Source organism: Enterobacter mori, from assembly GCF_025244905.1.
Taxonomy (GTDB): domain Bacteria; phylum Pseudomonadota; class Gammaproteobacteria; order Enterobacterales; family Enterobacteriaceae; genus Enterobacter; species Enterobacter mori_A.
This window is the reverse complement of record NZ_CP104285.1, coordinates 406,624-429,493: the sequence shown is the minus strand read 5'-3', so window position 1 is coordinate 429,493 and position 22,870 is coordinate 406,624. Positions and strand designations below refer to the sequence as shown.

20 protein-coding genes are annotated in these 22,870 nt (G+C 56.5%); 2 read left to right on the top strand and 18 right to left on the bottom strand.

The window, feature by feature from the left end; translation table 11 throughout:
• The first annotated feature begins 131 nt into the window (after positions 1-131).
• The gene (locus tag N2K86_RS02060; RefSeq protein ID WP_260660294.1) at positions 132-2,063 is read left to right on the top strand and encodes a methyl-accepting chemotaxis protein; all 1,932 of its coding nucleotides are present in this window, start codon (positions 132-134) and stop codon (positions 2,061-2,063) included.
• Here the strand turns inward: N2K86_RS02060 and N2K86_RS02055 are convergent.
• Complete coding sequence (locus N2K86_RS02055) at positions 2,060-3,682, bottom strand: isovaleryl-CoA dehydrogenase (protein ID WP_260660293.1); 1,623 nt, start codon at positions 3,680-3,682, stop codon at positions 2,060-2,062. The two genes, N2K86_RS02060 and N2K86_RS02055, sit on opposite strands and share 4 nt — an antisense overlap.
• Before the next feature lie 193 nt (positions 3,683-3,875).
• Here N2K86_RS02055 and N2K86_RS02050 point away from each other — a divergent pair, with 193 nt between their 5' ends.
• A complete protein-coding gene (locus tag N2K86_RS02050; protein WP_260660292.1) occupies positions 3,876-5,150 on the top strand; it encodes an MFS transporter in 1,275 nt (424 codons plus the stop codon).
• Positions 5,151-5,240: 90 nt separating this feature from the next.
• Here N2K86_RS02050 and rlmB read toward each other — a convergent pair whose 3' ends face one another.
• From rlmB to hflC, 17 genes are all read right to left on the bottom strand, one after another.
• The gene (gene rlmB, locus N2K86_RS02045) at positions 5,241-5,975 is read right to left on the bottom strand and encodes a 23S rRNA (guanosine(2251)-2'-O)-methyltransferase RlmB (RefSeq protein WP_260660291.1); all 735 of its coding nucleotides are present in this window, start codon (positions 5,973-5,975) and stop codon (positions 5,241-5,243) included.
• Between the two features lie 106 nt (positions 5,976-6,081).
• Positions 6,082-6,882, bottom strand: a complete 801-nt coding sequence (locus N2K86_RS02040) for an ABC transporter ATP-binding protein (RefSeq protein ID WP_260660290.1) — start codon at positions 6,880-6,882, stop codon at positions 6,082-6,084.
• Positions 6,879-7,868 carry an ABC transporter ATP-binding protein gene (locus N2K86_RS02035; protein WP_260660289.1) on the bottom strand — a complete coding sequence of 330 codons (990 nt, stop codon included), beginning with the start codon at positions 7,866-7,868 and terminating at the stop codon, positions 6,879-6,881. Before N2K86_RS02035 ends, N2K86_RS02040 begins: the two co-directional genes overlap by 4 nt.
• On the bottom strand, positions 7,861-8,721 hold the full coding sequence (locus N2K86_RS02030) for an ABC transporter permease (protein WP_260660288.1): 861 nt from the start codon (positions 8,719-8,721) through the stop codon (positions 7,861-7,863). Before N2K86_RS02030 ends, N2K86_RS02035 begins: the two co-directional genes overlap by 8 nt.
• Positions 8,718-9,674 carry an ABC transporter permease gene (locus N2K86_RS02025; protein WP_260660287.1) on the bottom strand — a complete coding sequence of 319 codons (957 nt, stop codon included), beginning with the start codon at positions 9,672-9,674 and terminating at the stop codon, positions 8,718-8,720. Before N2K86_RS02025 ends, N2K86_RS02030 begins: the two co-directional genes overlap by 4 nt.
• Before the next feature lie 12 nt (positions 9,675-9,686).
• The gene (locus N2K86_RS02020) at positions 9,687-11,249 is read right to left on the bottom strand and encodes an ABC transporter substrate-binding protein (protein ID WP_260660286.1); all 1,563 of its coding nucleotides are present in this window, start codon (positions 11,247-11,249) and stop codon (positions 9,687-9,689) included.
• A gap of 22 nt (positions 11,250-11,271) precedes the next feature.
• Entirely contained in the window at positions 11,272-12,489 is a 1,218-nt protein-coding gene (locus N2K86_RS02015) for a M20 family metallopeptidase (RefSeq protein WP_260660285.1), read from the bottom strand.
• A gap of 53 nt (positions 12,490-12,542) precedes the next feature.
• Complete coding sequence (locus N2K86_RS02010) at positions 12,543-13,319, bottom strand: ABC transporter ATP-binding protein (protein WP_126545649.1); 777 nt, start codon at positions 13,317-13,319, stop codon at positions 12,543-12,545.
• On the bottom strand, positions 13,319-14,089 hold the full coding sequence (locus N2K86_RS02005) for an ABC transporter permease (protein ID WP_063144093.1): 771 nt from the start codon (positions 14,087-14,089) through the stop codon (positions 13,319-13,321). Before N2K86_RS02005 ends, N2K86_RS02010 begins: the two co-directional genes overlap by 1 nt.
• A complete protein-coding gene (locus N2K86_RS02000) occupies positions 14,086-15,093 on the bottom strand; it encodes a taurine ABC transporter substrate-binding protein (RefSeq protein WP_260660284.1) in 1,008 nt (335 codons plus the stop codon). The genes N2K86_RS02005 and N2K86_RS02000 overlap by 4 nt, the downstream gene beginning before the upstream one ends.
• 57 nt (positions 15,094-15,150) lie before the next feature.
• Positions 15,151-15,870: an aspartate/glutamate racemase family protein gene (locus N2K86_RS01995; protein ID WP_260660283.1), complete on the bottom strand. Its 720-nt coding sequence runs from the start codon at positions 15,868-15,870 to the stop codon at positions 15,151-15,153.
• Positions 15,863-16,867, bottom strand: a complete 1,005-nt coding sequence (locus N2K86_RS01990; protein WP_260660282.1) for a D-cysteine desulfhydrase — start codon at positions 16,865-16,867, stop codon at positions 15,863-15,865. Before N2K86_RS01990 ends, N2K86_RS01995 begins: the two co-directional genes overlap by 8 nt.
• A gap of 212 nt (positions 16,868-17,079) precedes the next feature.
• Positions 17,080-19,524, bottom strand: a complete 2,445-nt coding sequence (gene rnr, locus N2K86_RS01985) for a ribonuclease R (protein ID WP_260660281.1) — start codon at positions 19,522-19,524, stop codon at positions 17,080-17,082.
• Positions 19,525-19,562: 38 nt separating this feature from the next.
• On the bottom strand, positions 19,563-19,988 hold the full coding sequence (gene nsrR, locus N2K86_RS01980; RefSeq protein ID WP_111965420.1) for a nitric oxide-sensing transcriptional repressor NsrR: 426 nt from the start codon (positions 19,986-19,988) through the stop codon (positions 19,563-19,565).
• A 202-nt stretch (positions 19,989-20,190) separates the two neighbouring features.
• Positions 20,191-21,489, bottom strand: coding sequence for an adenylosuccinate synthase (locus N2K86_RS01975; protein ID WP_006178975.1), 1,299 nt, complete (start codon positions 21,487-21,489; stop codon positions 20,191-20,193).
• 105 nt (positions 21,490-21,594) lie between these two features.
• The gene (locus tag N2K86_RS01970) at positions 21,595-21,792 is read right to left on the bottom strand and encodes a DUF2065 domain-containing protein (protein ID WP_003855996.1); all 198 of its coding nucleotides are present in this window, start codon (positions 21,790-21,792) and stop codon (positions 21,595-21,597) included.
• A gap of 71 nt (positions 21,793-21,863) precedes the next feature.
• Positions 21,864-22,868, bottom strand: coding sequence for a protease modulator HflC (hflC, locus tag N2K86_RS01965; protein WP_260660280.1), 1,005 nt, complete (start codon positions 22,866-22,868; stop codon positions 21,864-21,866).
• Between the last annotated feature and the right edge of the window lie 2 nt (positions 22,869-22,870).

The window sequence follows — 22,870 nt, the reverse complement described above, 5'->3', positions numbered from 1 at the left end:
GTTTTTGCAAATTTTTTATCTTTTTCAAAACCATTCAAAAACAAACAAATAACATTTGGTTACATTAATAGTATAAATGTTATCGCTGCTCTGCCGTTGAACAGGCATACCTTTTCAATGATGAGCAATTTATGATCAATTCTTTCCGCCGTGCGGGTCTGGGCACTAAGCTATCGCTGCTGACCGGTATGAGTGTCGCCATTCTGTTTCTGCTTTTCACTTTTCTGCTCAGCCATAAAGCCAGCCAGCAGCTTGAAGAACTTGCCGTCGAAGATTTGCATAACCAGTCCACCGGCATGGTCGATATGGTGCAGATGTTTAATACCAGTCTGAGCGAAGAGGTCGAAAGCTATACCCGACTGTTCACCACTTTCCTGCCTCAGCCATTTACGGTCGATAACAGTCAGACCCGTACCATTAGCGGGATCAATGTGCCTTTGCTGAAAGGCGGTGAATCTGAACTGCATGAAAACAATGCTTTTTCTGACGACTTTCTGAATCGTACGGGCGCAATCTCCACGCTGTTCGTTCGCAGCGGTAACGACTTTATTCGCGTTGCCACCTCCCTGCGCAAGGAGAATGGCGACCGGGCGATGGGAACCGTTCTGGACACCACCAGCCCGGCGTTTGCTGCCGTCACCAGGGGCGAGGTTTACCGTGGCCTGGCGCTGCTGTTTGGTAAACGCTACATCACCCAGTATCAGCCGGTTAAGAACGGTGAAGGCCAGGTCATTGGGATCATCTTTGTTGGGGTAGATATCACCCACTCCTGGAACGTTATGCGTGAGAAAATCCTCAACCGTCGACTGGGCGAGAGCGGGCACTTCTATGTGCTGGATCGCAGCAACGGCAAAACGCGCGGTCAGTTCCTGTTCCACAGCAGTGAAGAGGGGCAACGACCAAAATGGGACAGTGCCACCCAACAGCACCTGCTGAGCGATGCCTCCGGCACGCTGGAACGCGTAAGCGTCGACGGCCGCACGCTGAAAATGGCCTATACGCCGCTGCCGGGCTGGAACTGGACCATCGTGGGTGAAGTGGATAAATCGGTCCTTCTCGCAAGCGTCAACACCATGCGTGACCGGTTCCTGCTGGCGGGCGTGGTGCTTTCCGTGCTCTTCGCGGGCATGTTTGTGGTGCTCATTCGCCGGATGCTCACCCGCCCGCTGCGTAACGTGATCGATCTGGCCCGCCAGTATGCCGCAGGCGATCTGCGCGCTAGCCTGCCCGTAACGCGTCATGATGAGGTCGGCCAGCTGGTTGATGCCATCAACGGTATTGGCGATGGGCTGCAAAAAATTGTCATACAGGTGCGTGAGGCCGCGGGTGAGATCCATTTGGGCACCAATGCGCTGGCTTCCGACACCGGAGAAATCTCCGAGCAGATCAACAAGCAGGCCAGCAGCGTGGAAGAGACTTCCGCCAGCATGGAGCAGCTGGCCGCCACCGTACAGCAAAATGCCGCCAACATGGAGCAAACACAGCAGTTGGTAGGGGAAACCTCGCTCGCGGTTCATCAGGGCGGTGAGACGGTCACCCACGCGGTGTCGACCATGGATGATATCCGTGATGCCTCTAAACGCATTGAGGACATCACCCGCGTGATTGAGTCCATCGCGTTCCAGACTAACATTCTGGCGCTGAATGCGGCGGTCGAAGCGGCACGCGCTGGCGAACATGGCAAAGGCTTCGCCGTGGTGGCGCAGGAGGTTCGCGCCCTGGCGGCACGCAGCGCCAACGCGGTGAAGGAGATTGAACACCTGATTGGCGATACGCTGAACAAGGTAAGCGAAGGCCACGCGCTGTCAGAAAAGACGCGTCTGGCGATGGACGCCATCATTGTTCATATCGATAACATCAGCCAGCTGGTTACCGAGATCAACCACGCTTCCCGCGAACAATCCGCAGGGATCGGGCAGGTGAATCTTGCCATGACGCACATCGGCGAAGCGTCGCACATCAACGCTGACCGCGTCTCGCGCAGCGAGCAGACCGCGCATACGCTGCGCGAGAAAGGCTCACACCTCACCCAACTGGTCAGCCTGTTCCAGCTAAAAGGCTAACCGACTCTGCCCGTGGCGCGCAGCAGCAGGTCATTTTGCACCTGCTCGCTCATTAGCGTTCCGCCACGGGTATCCAGCATCATGCGGCACCACGCCTGCGCCACGGGCGGTGAAGCGTGCCGCAGCATCTGGCTTCCGGCACCCAGTAAAAAGAGCTGTTGAGCAATCTCCCTGCCCTGTGCTTCCTGCGGCTTACGCAGTTTTTGCTGCAGCTGTCGCCAGCTGCGGTCGAAGTGTCTGTCCTGCCCTTTTACCTGCGCAAACTCTTCGGCAAGCAGGTCGTGGATCCCCGGCTGCTTCGCCAGCACGCGCAGCACGTCCAGGCACATGATATTGCCTGATCCTTCCCAGATACTGTTGACCGGCATTTCACGGTACAGACGGGGAAGTTCGCTCTCTTCGCAATATCCGATCCCACCCAGCACCTCCATCGCCTCCGCAACAAACGGGATGCCCGCTTTACACACGCTAAATTTCGCCGCCGGAGTGAATAGCCGCGCCCAGGCAGCTTCTTGCGGATCGGCACGCTTGTCCCACGCGCGGGCCAGGCGGAACAGCAGCGCCGTGTGCCCCTCAAGCACCAGCGCCATCCGGCTTAACACCTCACGCATTAGCGGCTGGTCGATGAGATTTTTGCCGAAGGTTTGCCGCTGATGGGCATGGTACAGCGCCACCGAGAGCGCCCGACGCATCAGCCCGTGGCTGCCCAGCGCGCAGTCAAAGCGCGTCAGACCGCCCATTTTGAGGATCTGCCGTACCCCTTCGCCTTCTTCCCCCAGCAGCCAGCCGGAAGCATCAAGAAACTCCGCCTCGCTGCTGGCATTAGAGCGGTTCCCGAGCTTGTCCTTGAGGCGTTCCAGGCGGACGGCGTTGCGTTGTCCGTCGGGTAAAAAGCGCGGGACAAAAAAGCAGGACAACCCGCCCTTAGCCTGCGCCAGCACCAGATGTGCATCGCTTTGCGGCACGGAGAAAAACCATTTGTGCCCCACCAGCCTGTAACTGCCGTCGCTGCATTTTTCCGCTTTGGTGGTATTGCTGAGCACGTCTGAACCGCCCTGCTTTTCCGTCATCCCCATGCCGATCAGCAGACCGCGCTTTTGTGCGCCGGGGGCAAGATGCGGATCGTAGCGATCGCTGAGCAGTGGCGTGAGCCAGTCGTGAAATATTTTAGGGAGCGCCTTCTGCAGTAGCGGCGTGGCGGCGAACGTCATGGTAACGGGGCACAGCGTGCCCGCCTCCACTTGAGCATGAAGCACAAAGCGCGCAGCCCGAGCGACAAACGTCCCTTTACGCGCCTCCTCTTCCCACGCCAGGTTATGCACGCGGTTGGCGCAAAGCCCCTGCATCAGCAGATGCCATGCCGGATGAAAACGCACGTCGTCCAGCCGCTCGCCCGTGGCGTCATAGCGTAACAGCTCGGGCGGGTTGACGTTTGCCAGCCTGCCCAGCTCCAGTGACTCCGCCGTACCCAGCTGCTGGCCAATGCTGGCGAGTAGCTCGATGTCCCACTCGGCGCCTTCACGCGTAACCGCATCGCGCAGGGCGCAGTCCGAGAGGAAAAGGTTGCTGTTGGAAAGTGGTGCCGGTTGATTGAAAACAGTGTGGGTCTGCCAGTGCATGCTGTCTCCCTCCTTCAGTGGCAATGACGATAAGTATGGACAGACCGCGCACACGCTGCATGGGAGGGGAGTCACACGCTGACGATCCCGCTGATATCATTCGTGAAATAGCTCACATAACATAAGAATAAACTATTTCATCACTTCGCTTTTGTTGAATAATTTATTCTTACCCCTTTCTGTGAGGATCGTTATGCAACGGGACGCGCACAAGCGTGCATTAATTGCAGGCTCCATTGGTAACTTTATCGAGTGGTATGAGTTTGCGGTCTATGGTTTTCTGGCGACCGTCATTGCGAAAAACTTCTTCCAGCTTGAAGGAGAAGCGGGGCTTACCAGCCTGATCCTCACCTACGCTTCGTTTGCCATCGCCTTCTTCTTCCGCCCGCTGGGCGCGGTGGTGTTTGGCCGCATCGGCGACCGGATTGGCCGTAAGCCGACGCTAATCATTGTGCTGGTGCTGATGACGCTCGCTACCGCCGCTATCGGCATTGTGCCGGTCTACGCCAGCATCGGGATTGCCGCGCCGCTCATTATTACGCTGCTTCGCATCCTGCAGGGGCTGTTCGCGGGCGGTGAATACGGCGGTGCGGTCTCGCTGATGACTGAGTTCGCCCCGCGCGGCAAGCGTGGACTCTATGGCGCGTGGCAGTCCTTCACCGTAGCGCTGGGGTTGCTGGCAGGCGCAGGCATCGTGGCGCTGCTCTCCGCCCTCCTCACGCCGGAAGCCCTCCACGACTGGGGCTGGCGCATTCCGTTCTTCCTGGCGCTGCCTATGGGCGTCGTTGCGCTGTGGCTTCGTGTCAGCATGGAGGAGACACCCAGCTTTGTGCAGCAGCAGGATAAACCGGCTGTCGCTCAGGCGGATACTGCCGCCACGCTCCGGGCCATCGTGATGGGGATAGGGCGTGTAATGGTCTGGTCTGCAGCGGGGTACACCTACCTGGTGATTATGCCGACCTATCTGCAGTCGGCGCTGCACACCGGGTTTAACCAGGCGCTGTTGATTGCGGTGATTTCGAACGTTGGGTTTGCGATGACGATTATTCCGTCGGGGATGCTGAGCGACCGGATCGGGCGCCGCACGGTAATGATTATCGCCACCGCGCTTTTGCTGATCCTCGCCCTGCCGCTGCTGAAAATCCTGCAGGCGGAGTCGAGTACGCTGGCGGTGAAGGCCGTTGTGGTGTTAATTGCGGGTGGTCTGGTCGGGATGCTGGCAGGACCGGGTCCGGCAATGCTCTCGGAGATGTTCCCGACGCGCGTACGCTATACCGGGCTTGGGCTGGCTTATTCCCTGTCGAACGCGATTTTCTCGGGATGTGCGGGATTAATCATTACCGGGCTGATTAAGCAGACGGGAAACCTGGATATTCCGGCGTATTACGTGATGGCGACGGCGGTGGTGAGTATCTTTGCGCTGATGACGTTGAGTAAGGATGACCATTTGCGGTCGCTGGAGGAGTGAGTTTATCACCGTCTGGTGCCCTCACCCCGCCCCTCTCCCACAGGGAGAGGGAGAAAACACAAAAGGCCGTCCTGTGGACGGCCTTGCTGTTTATTCTCCCCGCTGACGCACCGCTTCAAACAGGCAGATGCCCGTCGCAACAGACACGTTCAGGGAGGACACGCTGCCCGCCATCGGGATGCTGATCAGCTCGTCGCAGTGCTCGCGGGTCAGACGACGCATGCCTTCGCCTTCCGCTCCCATCACCAGCGCCAGACGGCCGGTCATTTTGCTCTGATACAGGGTATGATCCGCTTCACCGGCGGTACCGACGATCCAGATGTTCTCTTCCTGCAGCAGACGCATGGTGCGCGCCAGGTTGGTCACGCGGATCAGCGGAACGTTTTCCGCCGCGCCGCAGGCCACTTTCTTCGCCGTCGCGGTCAGCTGCGCGGAGCGATCTTTCGGCACGATCACCGCATGCACGCCCGCCGCATCGGCGCTACGCAGGCAGGCACCGAGGTTGTGCGGATCGGTAACGCCATCGAGGATCAGGAAGAACGGGTTATCCAGCTCGGCAATCAGATCCGGCAGATCGTTCTCCTGATACTGACGGCCCGGCTTCACGCGCGCAATAATGCCCTGGTGCACCGCACCTTCACTTTTCTCATCCAGGAACTGGCGGTTCGCCAGCTGGATCACCACGCCCTGAGCTTCCAGCGCGTGGATTAGCGGCATCAGACGCTTATCTTCACGCCCTTTCAGAATAAAGACTTCCTGAAAACGCTCCGGTGCGCGCTCGAGAAGGGCCTGCACCGCGTGGATGCCGTAAATCATTTCACTCATTGAACTTACTCGTTTTAGGCGGTGTGCGCCGGGTTAAATTGGGTCGTGATAGAGATCGCTTGCGCCTATTATAACCGACCCGGCGTTCAAATCGACCCTGACAGTTTTACCCGTTGGCCACCACGCGCATTTCCTCCTCCTTTACGGGATGGGCGGGCAAAATGGCATCCAGCAGATAGCGCGTATACTCATGCTGAGGCGCACTAAAAAGCTGCGCAGCCTCACCCTGTTCAACCAGCGATCCCCGGTACATCACCCCGACCCTGTCAGCTATGTGCCTGACAACGTTGAGATCGTGGGAGATAAAGAGATATGCCAGCCCATGCTCCTTCTGTAACCGCATAAGCAGATTCAGGATTTGTGACTGAATGGAGACATCAAGCGCTGAAACCGGCTCATCGCAAACAATCAGTTTCGGCTTGAGTATCAGCGCCCGGGCAATACCGATCCGTTGACGCTGGCCGCCAGAAAACTCATGCGGATAACGGGCGGCATCCTGGGAGCGCAGACCAACCTGCTCGAGTATATGAGCAACCTGCGCTTTTCGATTGCCTATGCCGTGAATCGTCAGCGGCTCTTCAAGGCTATAACCCACGGTGCGTTTAGGGTCGAGCGACGAGAGGGGATCCTGAAAAATCATCTGCATGTCGCGGCGCACGCTGCGCCATCCTGCGGTATTCAGTCCTGTCAGTGAACGGCCTTCAAATGCGATCTCACCTGCATTGGCTGAGGTTAGCCCCAGCACAAGACGGCCGAGGGTACTCTTACCACTACCAGACTCACCGACCAGCGCCCAGGTTTCACCCGCGTTCAGGGTAAAGCTGACGTTATCCACCGCATGCACCTGTTGCCCACGGCGATGGAATATTTTCGACAAATTGTTCACGCTTAATAAGGGTATCGTCATCCAGCCGCTCCTGTCTCCTCGGCCCGCCAGCAGCGAACCAGCTGTGCCTTGTATCCCACCGTCTGCAGCTCGGGGGCCTGCGCGCGGCAGCGGGGTTGCGCCAGCGGACAGCGATCGGCGTAGCTACATCCTGAAGGAAATGCATGCAATGACGGTACCTGGCCAGTGATTTCGGCCAGCGGTGTTTTAGGAGGATGATCCGCCGAAGGACGAGCAGCCAGCAGCGCACGGGTATAAGGATGGCGCGGTTGTGCAAAGAGCGTATGAACATCTGTCTCTTCCACAACTTGTCCGGCATACAGTACGACCACGCGCTGGCAAAGCCGCGCCACGACGCTTAAATCGTGGGTGATAATGACAATCCCCATGCCCGTCTGCTGCTTAAGTCCGTCGAGTAAATCGAGGATCTGTGCCTGAATGGTGGCATCCAGCGCTGTAGTCGGTTCGTCAGCAATCAGCAGCGAAGGAGAGGTCGCAATGGCCATGGCGATCATCACGCGCTGACGCATTCCACCTGAAAGCTCATGCGGCCAGGCATTGGCGCAGCGAGCAGGATCGGCAATACCAACCTGGTTCAACAGGCCGATCATTTTCTGCTGACGCTGGGCGCGTTTCAGATAGGTATGCAGCCGCAGGCTTTCATCAATTTGAGCACCAATGGTCATCACCGGATTAAGGCTGGCGAGCGGATCCTGAAAAATCATCGCCATCTCTCGCCCACTCCGTTGACGTCGTACTTTTGCCGACAGCGAGTGCAACGCCCTTCCCCCCAGAATGACCTCACCCTTGACCCGGCTGGTGCGGGATGAAAGCAGTCCCATTAATGCCTGAGCAGTCACACTCTTGCCGCAGCCAGATTCCCCGATGATGCCGAGAGTTTCATGGGTGTTTACCCGAAAAGAAACGTCGCGCACTGGAGAGACAACGCCCATTCTCGTCGCGAATGTAACCTCAAGATTATTCACCTCAAGTAAGGCTTCAGCCATGGCGTCCTCCCTGTTTAAGCAGACGCAACACACGGCGAGGCAGAGGTTTAAGGCTCGGGTCAGCACTGTCTCGTAGGTCATCGCCAATAATATTTAAACCGAGGATTAGCAACACAATGGCGATCCCCGGAAAGAAGGTCATCCACCAGGCGGTGAAGATCACGGCCTTTCCTTCGAGTAATAAGTTGCCCAGGCTTGGCATCGGGGCTGGCACGCCAGAACCGAGAAAGCTCAAGGCGGCTTCGGTAAGAATGGCCACCGAAAACACCCAACTGACCTGCACGATAAACGGCGAGATCACGTTAGGCAAAAGGTGCAGCCAGATAATACGCGAGGCACCGGCGCCCTGCGCGCGCAGGGCTTCAATAAAGTTCTTCTCCTTGATCACCATGGCCGCACTTCGGATCACCCGAGCAACCGACGGCACGTATACCAACGATAGCGCCAGCACCACGTTGGCGATATTCGGTCCGAGGACGCCGACAATGGCGATCGCCAGTAGCAAAGACGGAAAGGCAAAAAGACCATCACAGACGCGCATCAGGATCCTGTCTACCGGGCGATACCAGGCGCACAGTAGCCCGACGATCATCCCCGTCGCACCTGCTATCACCGCTACCGCTGCCCCCACCGAAAGCGACACGCGCACCGCCAGCGCCACACGGACAAAGAGATCCCGCCCGAAGTTATCCGTGCCGAACCAGTGCTCCGTAGAGGGAGGGGTCAATCGGCTTAATGGATCGAGGCTGTAGGGATCGTAAGGGCTTACCAGGCTGGCAAAAAATGACAGCAGCACAATGGCGGCCAGCACGGCGGGCCAAATTAAAAGCCCCGGATTTCTGAAGGTAATCATTTTTCCCCTCCGTTGACGGACAGGCGCGGATCGGCAAGATAGTTCAGAAGATCCACTGCCAGGTTGATCAACACGTAGCAAACGGTGATCAGCAGCACCACGCCCTGGATCACCGTCACGTCACGCCGCTCGATCGAATCGACAATGAGCGATCCCACGCCGGGAATACCGAACACGCTTTCGATCACGATCGTGCCGGTTATCAGCGACGCGAAGGATTCACCGCAGATAGTCAGTATGGGGATCAGGCTGTTTTTGAGCGTGTGCCGTAAAAGCACAAGCCACTCCGGGACCCCCTTTGCCCGTGCAGTGTTGATAAAAGGCTCTTGCAATACATCCAGCATCACGGCACGGGTCATGCGGGCAATCAGTGCGGCGATGCGCAACCCCAGCGCGATAGCAGGTAAGGTCAGGTACCAGACGTTAAGCCAGAAGTCGTCGTTGGTAGAGCGATACCCCACCACCGGAAACCAGCGCAGCTGAACGGCAAAGAAGAAGATGAGGACAAGGCCAAGCAAAAAACCCGGAACCGACATGCCAAAAGTCGCCAGCATACGAATAATGCGATCCGTGATGCCGCCATGTTGCCAGGCGCTTATCACGCCCCCCGCCAGCCCCAGAATGAGCGCAATGAGTTGAGCATATAATGCCAGCGCCAGCGTCGGCGTCAGGTGCTGTAAAAATAGCGACATAACGCTGATATTTAAAAACAGGGAATGGCCCAAATCTCCGGTCAGGATCTCGCCAAACCAGCTGAAAAACTGCACCAGCAGGGGCCGATCCAGCCCCATCTGCTGGCGCAGCGCAGCAATATCCTGAGGACTGGCATCATTCCCCAGGATCACCAGCGCCGGATCGCCCGGCGCGAGATGAATCAAGCAAAACACCACTACCGACACCACCAGCAGCACCGGCAGGAGTGCCAGCAGGCGGTGAAAAAGGTATCTTCTCATCGCCTTCTCCCGTCAGGGTTTCGTCACGCTCACGTTCCATAAAATAGGGCCAATCAGGTCCTGATAGCCTTTTACATTGGCTTTTAGCGCCACCGCATCCGGCGTAGTGCGGCCCAGCACAATGACCGGCAAATATTGCCAGCTCAGGGTATTCAGTCGATCCACCAGCGGTTTCGCCTCTTTCAATGAAGGTGCCTGCTTGATTTCATCCAGCACGTTATCGATCTCCGGGTTGTTGCTCAGCCCGGGAAACTTCGCGCGAGAATCGAGGAAGGGATATTGATGCAGCACCTGACGCATGGAGAATTCCAGCGCACAAAGGTCGAAGTTTTTCGGATCCTGGCGGCGCTGCAGGACGGTCGGCCAGTCGTAGACGTCAAGGCGTGACTTCACGCCAATCTGCTTCAGCACCTGCTGAGCCACTATCGCCAGGTTATACAACTCTGCATATTCTTTCGTGGCGATGATTACCACTTCTTCACCGTTGTAGCCCGAGGCTTTCACCAGCGCGCGCGCCTCGTCGAGCCGATGTTGATTCCAGAAAGGCTTACCGGCCTCGCTGTACCAGTCCACCTGTTCAGGGAAGCCCAGTGACGGATCTTCCTTAAAGAAACGCGGATCGCTGTAGCCCGCCAGCAGCGTTTGATGGACATTAAGCGCGAGGTTGAATGCCTGGCGCAGCTTCACATTGGCAAACGGCCCCTGGTTTTTATTGAACAGGTAGGTAATGAGCGAGCCGCCGCTTTTGGGCTGGAAGAGCGACAGATCCGGCACGCTGCTGAGCGTGTCGATATTGTCCTTCGGCAGCTGGAATACCAGATCGTATTCCCCGGTCATCGCCCCGGCCAGGCGAGTGGATTCATCGGTGATGTAGCGGAACCAGATCTCCTTCACATCCGCTTTCTTCTCGCCCGATAGACCGCTTGCAGGCTCCTTGCGGGACTGATACTGGTCATAACGGGTTAAGTGCAGAAAATCACCGGGTTTGAACTCCGCCAGTTTGTAAGGACCGGTGCCAATTAGCTCGGTCACGGGCTTCTTGCTGCTGTTGGCCTCATCAATAATGCGTTTCGGCATAATAGCGGCGATGTTCTTCACGTCTGCCAGCACGTTGAGCGTAATCAGTGACGGGGAAGGAAGCGTAAAGGTGACGGTTTTATCATCCACCTTACTGAACTGCACGCCGGGCAAATTCGCTTTCCCCTGCGTGGAAACTGCCAGCCAGCGATTCATTGAAGCCACAACGTCATCCGCAGTCAGCGGTTGTCCGTCATGAAAATGGATCCCGTCACGTAATACAAAGGTGTAGGTTTTGCGATCGTCACTCAGGGTGTAGCTTTCCACCAGCTCGGGTACAGGCTCAAATTTGGCGTTGATGGTGAACAACGTTTCGAAAATATGCCTGTCCACGTCTGAGGTGGCGTTATTGGTCGTCAGATAAGGATCCAGCGTTCCAGGCCGGTTCCCGTAGGCAATATTCAGCACGGCGTCACGGTCGATACTCTCAGCCTGCGCACTTCCCAGGGGTAAAGCCACCGCCAGCATAAGTGCGGCGGCAGAAAACAGCATTTTCATTGTTATGGTGCTCCGGTTAAGGTCATGCAGCTTGCGTGGCGGCGGTTTGCCCGGCAAATTCGTCTTTCACTTCCTGCAGCAACGCTGCATCGGTTAACAGTCGCAGCCCGGTTCGGGCCAGCACCTGCGCACCTGTCACCAGCGCGTCATAGCCCTGTACTGAGTTAGCGGCCTCGCGGAATGCCACGGTGTGACCAATCAATTCATCGGGGCCAATCTTGATGTAAGGATGCGCTGTCGGTACCGCATGGCTGATATCACCAGCATCGGTTGAGCCCAATCCCTCTTTTTCCTTCAGCTCGACCGTCTCCCCTGCGGCGGTGAATTCTTCCAGCAGTACACCGTTCAGCGTGTGGTTGATGTTGAAATCACGTGGCCCAACCTGATGCTCAATCTTGACCGTGGTACCGGTTGCCAGCGCGACGCCTTCCGCAATGGCGCGAATGCGTGGCTCCAGCGCAACCACCTCTTCACGGGTATGGGCACGAATGTAATAGTGTGCCGACGCATACTCCGGGATCACATTCGGAGCCTGACCGCCGTTGGTGATAATGCCGTGAACGCGGATGCCATCCGGCAGCTGCTGGCGCAGAACGCTGATACCGTTATAGAGCAACACCAGCGCATCCAGCGCGTTCACCCCTTTATGCGGCGAGCTGCCCGCGTGGGAAGGTTTGCCATAGAAATGGAAGTAGAGATGGTTATTCGCCAGTGACGGGCCGGACAATCGCGTTTTCCCCGCGGGGTGGACCATCAATGCCACATCAACATCTTTAAGAAAGCCATGCTCCACGAAGCGGGCTTTCACGTTACCGTTTGGACCGCCTTTACCACGCAGCCCGCCCTCTTCTGCAGGCGTACCGAGTACCACGACCTTGCCCCCCGTCACGTCCAGCGTTTCGCTAAGCGCAATCGCTGCAGCAATACTGGTAACCCCAATGATGTTGTGACCACAGGCGTGCCCGATATCAATAAGCGCATCGTATTCCGCCAGGAACGCGATAGTAGGGCCGGGTCTGCCGCTCTCCTTCACCGCATAAAAAGCCGTTTCATGACCGGCGACGTTAAGCGTGACGGCAAAACCCTGTTTTTCCAGCAGCTTTGTCAGCTGGCCGCTGGCGTAATACTCGTTATTGCCGGTTTCAGGGTGGGCGTGAATATCTTTGGCTATCGCCACATACTCGTCCCGGTGCTGTTGAATACTTGTTTCAAGACGGTCTCGTAATTCGCTATTGCTCATTGCTTCCACCTTAGTCATGACGGTTGATTCATTCCCGACACCGGGAATTGTGGTTAACGTAAGTGCCGCTTCGCCTCCTGGCGTACCCGATGCAGGACGTGATGCTTGATCTCGCTATAGGAAGGGTGTTCCGCCAGCGTTTCGATATCTCGCTCCCGCCCAAAGGGCAGAACGATCTCATCAACGATTTTTCCCGGTTTTGCCGACATGATCAGAATGCGGTCAGCCAAAAAAAGCGCCTCTTCCACATCGTGCGTGACGAAGAGCAGCGTGGTGCCGGTCGAGAGCCATGCCTCGCGCAGCAACTCCTGCATCATCAGCCGGGTTTGCGCATCCAGCGCGCCGAATGGTTCATCCAGCAGCAGCACTTCCGGGCCGGGGAGCCAGGCGCGAGCGAGCGCCACGCGCTGCTTCATGCCGCCAGAAAGCTGCCAGGGCGCATGATGTTCAAAGCCTTTCAGACCCACGCGCTCAAGCCATGTCTGCGCCAGGGCATTGGTTTCGTCCTTACGATATTTGCCCAGACGTGGGCCAAACGTGACGTTTTCCAGCACCGAGAGCCACGGGAACAGGTTGGGTTGCTGGAATATCATTCCGCGATCGGGGCCAGGCCTGCCGATCTCTTTTCCGCCAGCAGCCACCCGCCCCCGGTCTGGCTTATTAAACCCGGCGACAAGGTTCAGAATGGTGGATTTACCGCAGCCAGACGGCCCAAGCAGAACCACAAACTCACCGCTGTTCAGGCTCAGATTGATATCTTCCAGCACCGTAAACGGCTGGGGTTTCGCCGCGAAAGAGAGCGATACGTTTTCAAGGGTGATAGCACTCATTATTCTTTCCCCGCCCAGGGCACCGTCAGGCGCTGTAGCCCCAGCAGTAATAAATCCAGGAGATAGCCAATGCCGCCCAGCAGCAAAATGCCGAGCATGACGATATCGGTGCGCAAATAAGAGCTGGCGTTGATGACCATCCAGCCCAAGCCGGAACTGGCTGCGACCATCTCCGCGGCAATCAACGACGTCCAGCCAATGCCAATGGAGAGCCTGACGGTGGTGAAAAGGTCCGGCAGCGCGTCCGGGAGGACGACGCGCATGAAGATTTGTCTGCGGGAAGCTCCCAGCGTCTGCGCCACGCGAATACGTGAACGACCAATGCGCTCAACCGCTGCCGATGCCCCCACTACCACGCTTAAAAACGTGGCAATGAAGATCAGGAAGAATTTGGAGGCCTCGCCAATCCCAAGCCACACGACGGCCAGGGGGATGAGTGCAATTTTTGGTAAAGGACGCAGAAACTGAACGAAAGGATTAAGTACCGCCGCCAGGCCGTCAGACAGCCCCATCAGTAACCCCAGCGGAATACCAATGATAATCGCCACGGTAAAAGCGCTCAGCGCTCGGGCGAGGCTCACCGCAATGTGTTCCCAGAGCGGTACCTGACGATAGCCATCGGCAAGCAGCTCTTCGGTCGTCAAACCAATGTCCGTTAGCGACGGTAACAGCAGCGGATCGACCCACTGCTGCGTTGCCGCCACCTGCCAGACGATAAAGAAAACCGCCACCGACACGACGCTGATGGCGATATGCTGACTCAATCTCATTGCGCCGCCACCGCCGCATCACGGATATAGCGAGAGTCAATGGCGGTATCCCAGTTTGCAGGGATATCGCGCTTGCGGATTTCGCCAATACCGGCGAGGAAGCTGGAGGTTTTGGTTAAGGCCTTGCCGATACCGCTGTCGGTGGTCTGCGTGCCATTACCCAGCCAGTCCGCAGTACCCTGCTGGGCAAGCGTTGGATACTCCAGCCCACCCAGCGTATTTGCCGCCGTGGTAACCGGTGCCCCCACTTCTTTAGCAACGATGCCTGCCGCACGCTCCGGGTCTTTCTTAAACTCATCCACCTTCTGCTGATGCACGCGAAGAAACGCAGTGACCGCTTCTGGGTACTTCTCAGCAAAGGCTTTCCGTACCACATAGTTGTTGTAGATAAGATAGCCATCTTTCTGCAGATCCTTGGTGGCAAAGACCTGGTGCCCACCCGACGCCTCCAGCTCCTGCGCAAACGGTGCCCAGACATAGCCAGCATCAATGTCACCACGCTTCCATGCTGCGACCATTTCTGCAGGGCGCAGCGGCAGTAACGTGATTTTGCTGCGGTCCAGTTTGTTCACGCTGATCGCGGCTTCGAGAGCATACTGCGCCGTTGAGTTGGGCGGGTAGGCGACACGCTTACCTTCGATATCATTAATTTTCACAATGCCATCTTTGCCGATCAGGCGTTCATAGCTGGCTATCACGCCTGATACGCCAATAATTTCGACCGGCAATTTGCGGACAATGCCTGCCGTCGCTGGACTGGATCCAAAATTGGCAATATCAATCGCGTTGCTGGCAAAATAATTAAGCGCATCGGCACCCGATGCAAATTGCACCCACTTCACTTTACTGTTTAACGCTTTATCAAGAGAGCCATCGGCTTTCGCCAGCATTAATACCTGAGAACCGCCGCTATATGCCACACGAACCTCAGCAGGTGAATCGGCAAAACTCATATTTGCCCATAGCCCGCCCGCTGCAATTAATAAGCAGAGACTTTTTTTCATTTTATTTATCCTGTGATTGTTCTGAATATAATGTCCGTTATCGTACCGGACGGTGTTCTAATTAAAGGGTCTGCTGGTTTGCCATAGCTGCGAACATCGTTCTGCCAGCGCCTGAGCCGGATCCCAGGTGAGATGACGAAACGGTGCCCTGGCAGCCTCAAGCGCAACAGGCACTTCGGTACAGGCCAGCACCAGTTTTTGCGCGCCACGGGCAAACAATGCGTTGGCCTGCAACACCAGCAGTTCGCCGCCGTCAACCAGCGCGCCACGCTTTACCGCGTAGCAGCCAGGTACAAACCATTGGGCCAGCTCCTCGGGGGTCGGCACGACGACCTCAATAGCCTGTGCGGCCAGTCGTTCCTGATACCAGCCCGCGTCCAGCGTACCTTTCGTGGCAATGACGCCAACCCGCTGAGGTTTTTCATCAGCCTGCGACAGCGCATCCAGCGTCGCATCAACGATATGCAAAATAGGGGCGTTGCTGGCGTCACTCAGCGCGTCGTACCAGTGGTGAGCCGTATTACAGGGGATTGCGATATGGCTTGCCCCCGCCTGGTTAAGTTTCTCGACAGCATGAAGAAGCTGCGGCAAGGGCGAAGGGCCCGTACCCGCCAGCGCGTTCTGGCGATCGGCAATTTGCGGTACATTCCAGACGACCGTTGGGATCTGCTGTTGATCGCTCTGCGCAGGCGTAGCCTCCAGCAGGCGACGCAGAAAATCCAGCGTCGCAAGGGGGCCCATCCCCCCCAACACGCCAAGCAGAAAAGGCTTAGCCATGCTCCAGCACCTGACGATAGCCAAATAGTCCTGCTGACCCACCCGTGTGGATAAAGACAATATTTTCATCCTGGCGGAAGTGTCCTTTGCGGATCAGATCGATAAGCCCGGCCATCCCTTTTGCGGAGTAAACCGGATCGAGCAGGATACCTTCATGGCGGGCCAACAGCCTCAGTGCTTCAAGCGTGCCCTCCGTCGGCAAACCGTATCCGTCACCAACATAATCGCTGTTAGCGACTACCGCATGCCGCGACAGTTCCCCCGGCACGCCCAACAGATCCAGCGTTCTGGATGCCAGATTCCAGACGTTCTCTTCCTGTTTATCTTTGGGTGCCCGCACGCTGATGCCGAGCACCGGGATATGGCTGTTGGTGGCGGTGAACCCCGCGACCAGCCCCGCCTGCGTGCCGGTACTGCCCGTCGCATGGACAACGTGATCGATGCGCAGACGACGCTCTGATGATTGGTAAAGCAGCTCCTCTGCACAGGCGACGTAGCCCAGCGCCCCGATGGGGTTCGAACCTCCGCCAGGAATAACGTACGGACGGTGGCCTTGTTCGCGAAGCGTTGCGGCGTACTCTTCCATCGCCTTTTGCATATCGGTGCCGCCTGGCAGATGTGCGACAATCTCACCGCCCAGAAGGGTATCCAGCAGCACGTTCCCCGAGCGCTGATAATCCTCACCAAAATCAGTCACGCGTTTTTCCAGCAGCGCTTTTGCCTGCAGGCCAAGGCGTGCGGCACCGGCGATCGTTTGACGTACGTGGTTAGACTGGGTCGCGCCCTGCGTCACGATGACATTGGCTTTTTGCTGCAGCGCATCCGCCAACAGAAATTCCAGCTTGCGGGTTTTATTCCCGCCGCTTGCAAGGCCCGTTGCATCGTCGCGTTTTATCCATATTTTGGGCCCGCCTAATAATTCGGTTAAATTATTTAACGGTTCCAGTGGCGTAGGAAAATGACCGAGCGAAATTCGGGGGAAACGGGCCAGATGCATAAACGCTCCTTGCTAAAAAGGGGGCTTTATAAAAGTGAAATTCACTATACACATCTGACTAACACGGCTAATCAAAAATAATAAATAACGATTACCAGAAAATGAATAAGCAGGGAAAATGGGTTGATAAGGCCGCTATCTATTCTGTTATGGAATGTCTTACGGCAAAAAAGAATAACCCCTTCCGTTGGAAAGGGGTTATGGGGACGAAATTACTGCGCGGTATTTTTTTTCGCTGCGCGCTTCGCTTTGGTCGCGGCCGCTATTTTCTGCGTTTTAGCGGAAGGTTTTTTCGCTGAGCGCGCTTCTTTCTTCGCCGCCTTCGGCTTCTGTTTCTTCTCGCCGCGGAACGCGCTGTCCGGCTCGAAGTTTACCTTTTTGCCCGCCTGGCGACGTTTACCGCCGCCCGGTTTACCGTTACCGCCTTTTTTCGCTTTCTCACGCTCGGTTTTGCCGACGTTACGCGGCGCGCGCTCGCTGGAGATCAGGCTGAAGTCGATTTTACGGTCATCCATATTCACGGCTTCGACCTTCACTTCCACACGGTCACCCAGACGGTAGGTCTGGCCGCCAGACTCGCCAATCAGTCGCTGACCGACCTGGTCGAAGCGGTAGTAGTCGTTATCCAGGCTGGAGACGTGCACCAGACCGTCGATAAACAGCTCGTCCAGACGAACGAAGAAACCAAAGCCGGTCACGCTGGCAATCACGCCTTTGAAGACGTTCCCTACCTGATCCAGCATAAAGTCACACTTCAGCCAGTCCGCCACGTCGCGGGTAGCTTCATCGGCACGACGTTCGGTCATGGAGCAGTGCTGACCCAGCTGCAGCATCTCTTCCATCGAATAGTGGTAGCCGCCGGTTTCGGTGGTGTTCCCTTTGTGGCCCTGCTCCTGCGCCAGCAGATACTTGATCGCACGGTGCAGGGAAAGGTCAGGATAACGACGGATCGGCGACGTGAAGTGGGCGTAAGACTGCAGCGCCAGGCCGAAGTGACCGCGGTTTTCCGGATCGTAGATAGCCTGCTTCATAGAGCGCAGCAGCATGGTCTGCAGCATTTCTGCGTCAGGACGGTCGCCAATGGATTCCAGCAGCTCGGCGTAATCGCGCGGCTCGGGCTTATTGCCGCCCGGCAGCTCCAGGCCCAGCTCAGCCAGCACGGATCGGAACGAGGTAATGGCTTCCGTGGTTGGCTTATCGTGAATACGGAACAGCGCTGGCTCTTTGGCTTTCTCAACGAAACGTGCCGCCGAGATGTTCGCCAGTATCATGCACTCTTCAATCAGCTTATGCGCATCGTTGCGCTGGGTCTGCTCGATGCGCTCGATACGACGCTCGGCGTTAAAGATAAACTTCGCCTCTTCGCTCTCAAACGAAATCCCGCCGCGCTCTTCGCGCGCCTGTTCCAGCGTTTTGTAGAGGTTATGCAGCTCTTCGATGTGTTTGACCAGCGGCGCGTACTGCTCGCGCAGATCCTGGTCGCCCTGCAACATATGCCAGACCTTGGTATAGGTCAGACGCGCGTGCGAGCTCATCACCGCTTCGTAGAATTTGAAGCCGGTTAAGCGCCCTTTGGTAGAGATGGTCATCTCGCAGACCATGCAAAGACGGTCAACCTGCGGGTTCAGGGAGCACAGACCGTTAGACAGCACTTCCGGCAGCATCGGCACTACCTGAGACGGGAAGTAGACCGACGTACCGCGGCTGCGCGCTTCGTTATCCAGCGGCGTATGCGGACGGACATAATAGCTTACGTCAGCGATAGCAACCCACAGACGCCAGCCGCCACCGCGTTTTTTCTCACAGTATACGGCGTCATCAAAGTCGCGGGCGTCTTCGCCATCAATAGTGACCAGCGGCAGGGAGCGCAGATCCACGCGGCCCACTTTGGACTCTTCCGGCACTTCTTCGCGCAGGCTTTCGATCTGATCTTCAACCGCTTTCGGCCAAACGTAGGGGATCTCATGGGTACGCAGCGCCATATCAACAGCCATCGTGGTGCCCATGTTATCGCCCAGCACTTCGACGATTTTACCGACGGCTTTGGTGCGACGGGTTGGGCGCTGGGTGAGTTCCACCACCACCACAAAGCCCATGCGTGCGCCCATCACCTCTTCAGGTGGGATCAGAATATCGAAGCTCAGGCGGCTGTCGTCCGGTACCACAAAGCCCACGCCCGCGTCGGTAAAGTAGCGGCCGACAATCTGGCTGGTTTTTGGCACCAGCACGCGCACCACGCGCGCTTCGCGGCGACCTTTACGATCCGCACCCAGCGGCTGCGCCAGGATCTGATCGCCGTGGATACACATCTTCATCTGCTCAGATGAGAGGTACAGATCGTCTTTGCGGCCTTCCACGCGCAGGAAGCCAAAGCCATCCCGGTGACCAATGACGGTCCCTTTCAGCAGATCGAGGCGTTCTGGCAGCGCGTAGCACTGGCGGCGGGTAAAGACCAGTTGCCCGTCACGCTCCATCGCGCGCAGGCGACGGCGAAGGGCTTCAATTTGCTCTTCACCTTCAATGTTTAATTCAACGGCAAGTTCTTCACGATTGGCGGGTTTTTCGCGTTTTGTTAAGTGTTCAATGATGAACTCGCGGCTAGGGATAGGATTCGCGTATTTTTCAGCTTCGCGTTCCTGGAAAGGATCATGTGACATGTCGGTTCCTCCGTTGTCAGCTCCGGTGGAAATTTTCTTCATTCCACCAGCAATAATTTATAAAGCGGTTGATTCTCTTCAACCAAATCGGCCAGCGTGTAGTTATCCAGTTCCATGAGAAAACTTTGCACGGCCTTAGAAAGCGCCTGTTTCAGGCGGCAAGCGGGGGTAATGTGGCAGAACTCGCTGCTGCAATTCACCAGAGACAGCGGCTCCAGTTCACGTACCACATCCCCAACACGAATACTCTGTGCCGGTTTACCGAGACGGATCCCACCATTCTTCCCGCGGACGGCAGCAACGTATCCGGCACGGCTAAGTTGATTGATTATTTTGACCATATGATTACGGGATACGCCGTAGACCTCTGTGACTTCAGAGATACTGGTCATCTTCCCCTCGGGTAACGACGCCATGTAAATCAGCGCACGTAAGCCGTAATCGGTGAAACTTGTTAACTGCACATCAACCTCAGGAAAAAAGGGAAAACGCGGTTAAACCGCAGAGATATTCATTAATGATGATAAACCAGCCAGATAGTTAGGGGCTAATTTATTTGAACTGAAAGGGGGAAGGAGGACGAAAAAGCCGGATGCGCGTTGCTTATCCGGCCTGCGATGGGTTTTGTAGGCCCGGCAAGCGCAGCGCCGCCGGGCGAAACCATCATTATGCGTCGAACGGGTCGCGCAGGATCATCGTTTCAGTACGATCCGGGCCGGTAGAAATAATATCAATCGGCACTTCGGTCAGTTCTTCAATGCGCTTGATGTAATCCAGCGCCGCCTGCGGTAGGCCGCTACGCTCTTTCACACCGAAGGTGGTCTCTGACCAGCCCGGCATGGTTTCGTAGATTGGCTCGATGCCTTCCCAGTCGTCAGCAGCCAGCGGAGTGGTGGTCACTTCGCGGCCATCTGGCATACGGTAGCCTACGCAGATTTTCACTTCTTTCAGGCCGTCCAGTACGTCCAGCTTGGTCAGGCAGAAGCCAGACAGGGAGTTGATCTGCACTGCACGACGCACTGCAACCGCGTCCAGCCAGCCGGTACGACGACGACGACCGGTGGTCGCGCCAAACTCGTTACCCTGCTTGCACAGGAACTCGCCGGTTTCATCAAACAGTTCGGTCGGGAATGGACCCGCACCCACGCGAGTGGAGTACGCTTTGATGATGCCCAGAACGTAATCCACATAACGTGGACCCAGGCCAGAGCCGGTTGCCACGCCACCCGCGGTGGTGTTAGAAGAGGTTACGTACGGATAGGTACCGTGGTCGATGTCCAGCAGCGTACCCTGCGCACCTTCGAACATGACGAAATCGCCACGCTTGCGCGCCTGGTCCAGCAGATCGGACACATCAACAACCATACCGGTCAGAATGTCTGCAATCGCCATGACGTCATCCAGCACTTTCTGGTAGTCAACAGCGTCCGCTTTGTAGAAATTCACCAGCTGGAAGTTGTGATATTCCATCACTTCTTTCAGTTTTTCAGCGAAGGTCGCTTTGTCGAAGAGATCGCCCACGCGCAGACCGCGACGTGCAACTTTATCTTCGTAAGCCGGGCCGATACCACGACCGGTGGTACCAATCGCTTTCGCGCCACGCGCTTTTTCACGCGCAACGTCCAGCGCCACATGATAATCCAGGATCAGCGGGCAGGCTTCAGAGAGCAGCAGACGCTCACGAACAGGGATACCACGGTCTTCCAGACCTTTCATCTCTTTCATCAGCGCAGCAGGAGACAGCACAACGCCGTTACCGATGATGCTGGTGACGTTTTCGCGAAGAATGCCTGATGGAATAAGATGGAGGACGGTTTTTTCACCGTTGATTACGAGAGTATGGCCTGCGTTGTGACCGCCCTGGTAGCGTACAACATATTTAGCCCGTTCAGTCAGAAGATCAACAATCTTCCCTTTACCTTCGTCACCCCATTGGGTGCCCAGTACGACGACGTTGTTACCCATTTTTTTTCAAAATCACCGTTTGCTTAAAAATGGATTCTACCATCGCTTTTTCAGATATACAGCACTTTTTGACCTCAAAACACGCCGATTGCGCCTACTTTTTGATCAGCCAATCGTTTTCCTCAACATGTAGTAGATCACAATGCCCGCAACCACAAGACCGCCGCCAAAACGACGCAAAATATTATCCGGGAGTTGGCTCATCGTCGCGATCATTCGACGCCAGGCGCGCGGGTAAAGCATCGGTCCGAGACCTTCAAGCACCAAAACCAGAGCCAGCGCGAGCCAGATCGTTGAATTCATTTTTAGTCCTTATAAAAGAAAACCACCGCTCCGTTGAGAGCGGTGGTTTGAATACTCAAACGGGTCTGAGTTTATCGCGTTGCGTTGGTCGGCGTCTTCATATAACGGAAGAAATCGCTGTCCGGGCTGAGCACCATCACATCCTGGTTGCTCTGGAAGCTATTCTCGTAAGCACGCAGGCTACGGATAAAGGCATAGAAGTCTGGATCCTGACTGAAGGCATCAGCAAACAGCTTCGCCGCTTCGGCATCGCCTTCACCGCGCAGAATACGACCCTGACGTTCAGACTCTGCAAGCGTCTTGGTCACTTCGTAGTCCGCAGCGGCACGCAGTTTTTCAGCCTCTTCCTGACCCTGTGAACGGTGACGACGGGCTACCGCTTCACGCTCGGCGCGCATACGGTTGTAGATCGCCTCGGACACTTCCGCTGGCAGGTTGATTTGCTTGATACGCACGTCAACCACTTCAATACCCAGCGCGGCCATACTGTTCGGGTTGATCACCGGCACTTTACCGTTGGTTTCAGCCTGAACGCGTTCGGCCGCTTTAGCAATCGCGTCATCCGCTGCTGGCGTTGCCACTTCGTCTTCGGTGCCCGCTGTACCGGAGTTCAGCGCATCGCGCACTTCCAGGGTCAGACGACCGCGGGAGTCGGTCACGATGTCTTTCACATCAAGACGACCAATTTCAGAACGCAGACGGTCAGAGAACTTACGTTTCAGCAGCACTTCTGCCTGAGAAACGTCACCGCCGCCCGTTGCCAGGAAGTAGCGGCTGAAATCGCTGATACGCCATTTGATGTAGGAATCAACGATCAGGTCTTTCTTCTCTTTAGTCACGAAACGGTCAGCCTGGTTATCCATGGTCTGGATACGCGCATCGAGCGTTTTCACAGACTGAATGAACGGCACCTTGAAGTGCAGGCCCGGCTCGTAAATCACCGGACGTTTGTCGCCATCACGCACGACGCTGCTGAACTGGAACTTGATCCCACGCTCGCCCTCTTTCACCACAAAGATCGAGGTATACAGCACGACCAGTACGATGACGATGATCGCAATAACTGACTTACGCATCC

Bases quoted from the DNA above. Each gene is read 5' to 3' on its own strand.
- N2K86_RS02060 (WP_260660294.1), top strand. From the start codon at position 132: ATGATCAATTCTTTCCGCCGTGCGGGTCTGGGCACTAAGCTATCGCTG.
- N2K86_RS02055 (WP_260660293.1), bottom strand. From the start codon at position 3,682: ATGCACTGGCAGACCCACACTGTTTTCAATCAACCGGCACCACTTTCC.
- N2K86_RS02050 (WP_260660292.1), top strand. From the start codon at position 3,876: ATGCAACGGGACGCGCACAAGCGTGCATTAATTGCAGGCTCCATTGGT.
- rlmB (WP_260660291.1), bottom strand. From the start codon at position 5,975: ATGAGTGAAATGATTTACGGCATCCACGCGGTGCAGGCCCTTCTCGAG.
- N2K86_RS02040 (WP_260660290.1), bottom strand. From the start codon at position 6,882: ATGACGATACCCTTATTAAGCGTGAACAATTTGTCGAAAATATTCCAT.
- N2K86_RS02035 (WP_260660289.1), bottom strand. From the start codon at position 7,868: ATGGCTGAAGCCTTACTTGAGGTGAATAATCTTGAGGTTACATTCGCG.
- N2K86_RS02030 (WP_260660288.1), bottom strand. From the start codon at position 8,721: ATGATTACCTTCAGAAATCCGGGGCTTTTAATTTGGCCCGCCGTGCTG.
- N2K86_RS02025 (WP_260660287.1), bottom strand. From the start codon at position 9,674: ATGAGAAGATACCTTTTTCACCGCCTGCTGGCACTCCTGCCGGTGCTG.
- N2K86_RS02020 (WP_260660286.1), bottom strand. From the start codon at position 11,249: ATGAAAATGCTGTTTTCTGCCGCCGCACTTATGCTGGCGGTGGCTTTA.
- N2K86_RS02015 (WP_260660285.1), bottom strand. From the start codon at position 12,489: ATGAGCAATAGCGAATTACGAGACCGTCTTGAAACAAGTATTCAACAG.
- N2K86_RS02010 (WP_126545649.1), bottom strand. From the start codon at position 13,319: ATGAGTGCTATCACCCTTGAAAACGTATCGCTCTCTTTCGCGGCGAAA.
- N2K86_RS02005 (WP_063144093.1), bottom strand. From the start codon at position 14,089: ATGAGATTGAGTCAGCATATCGCCATCAGCGTCGTGTCGGTGGCGGTT.
- N2K86_RS02000 (WP_260660284.1), bottom strand. From the start codon at position 15,093: ATGAAAAAAAGTCTCTGCTTATTAATTGCAGCGGGCGGGCTATGGGCA.
- N2K86_RS01995 (WP_260660283.1), bottom strand. From the start codon at position 15,870: ATGGCTAAGCCTTTTCTGCTTGGCGTGTTGGGGGGGATGGGCCCCCTT.
- N2K86_RS01990 (WP_260660282.1), bottom strand. From the start codon at position 16,867: ATGCATCTGGCCCGTTTCCCCCGAATTTCGCTCGGTCATTTTCCTACG.
- rnr (WP_260660281.1), bottom strand. From the start codon at position 19,524: ATGTCACATGATCCTTTCCAGGAACGCGAAGCTGAAAAATACGCGAAT.
- N2K86_RS01975 (WP_006178975.1), bottom strand. From the start codon at position 21,489: ATGGGTAACAACGTCGTCGTACTGGGCACCCAATGGGGTGACGAAGGT.
- N2K86_RS01970 (WP_003855996.1), bottom strand. From the start codon at position 21,792: ATGAATTCAACGATCTGGCTCGCGCTGGCTCTGGTTTTGGTGCTTGAA.
- hflC (WP_260660280.1), bottom strand. From the start codon at position 22,868: ATGCGTAAGTCAGTTATTGCGATCATCGTCATCGTACTGGTCGTGCTG.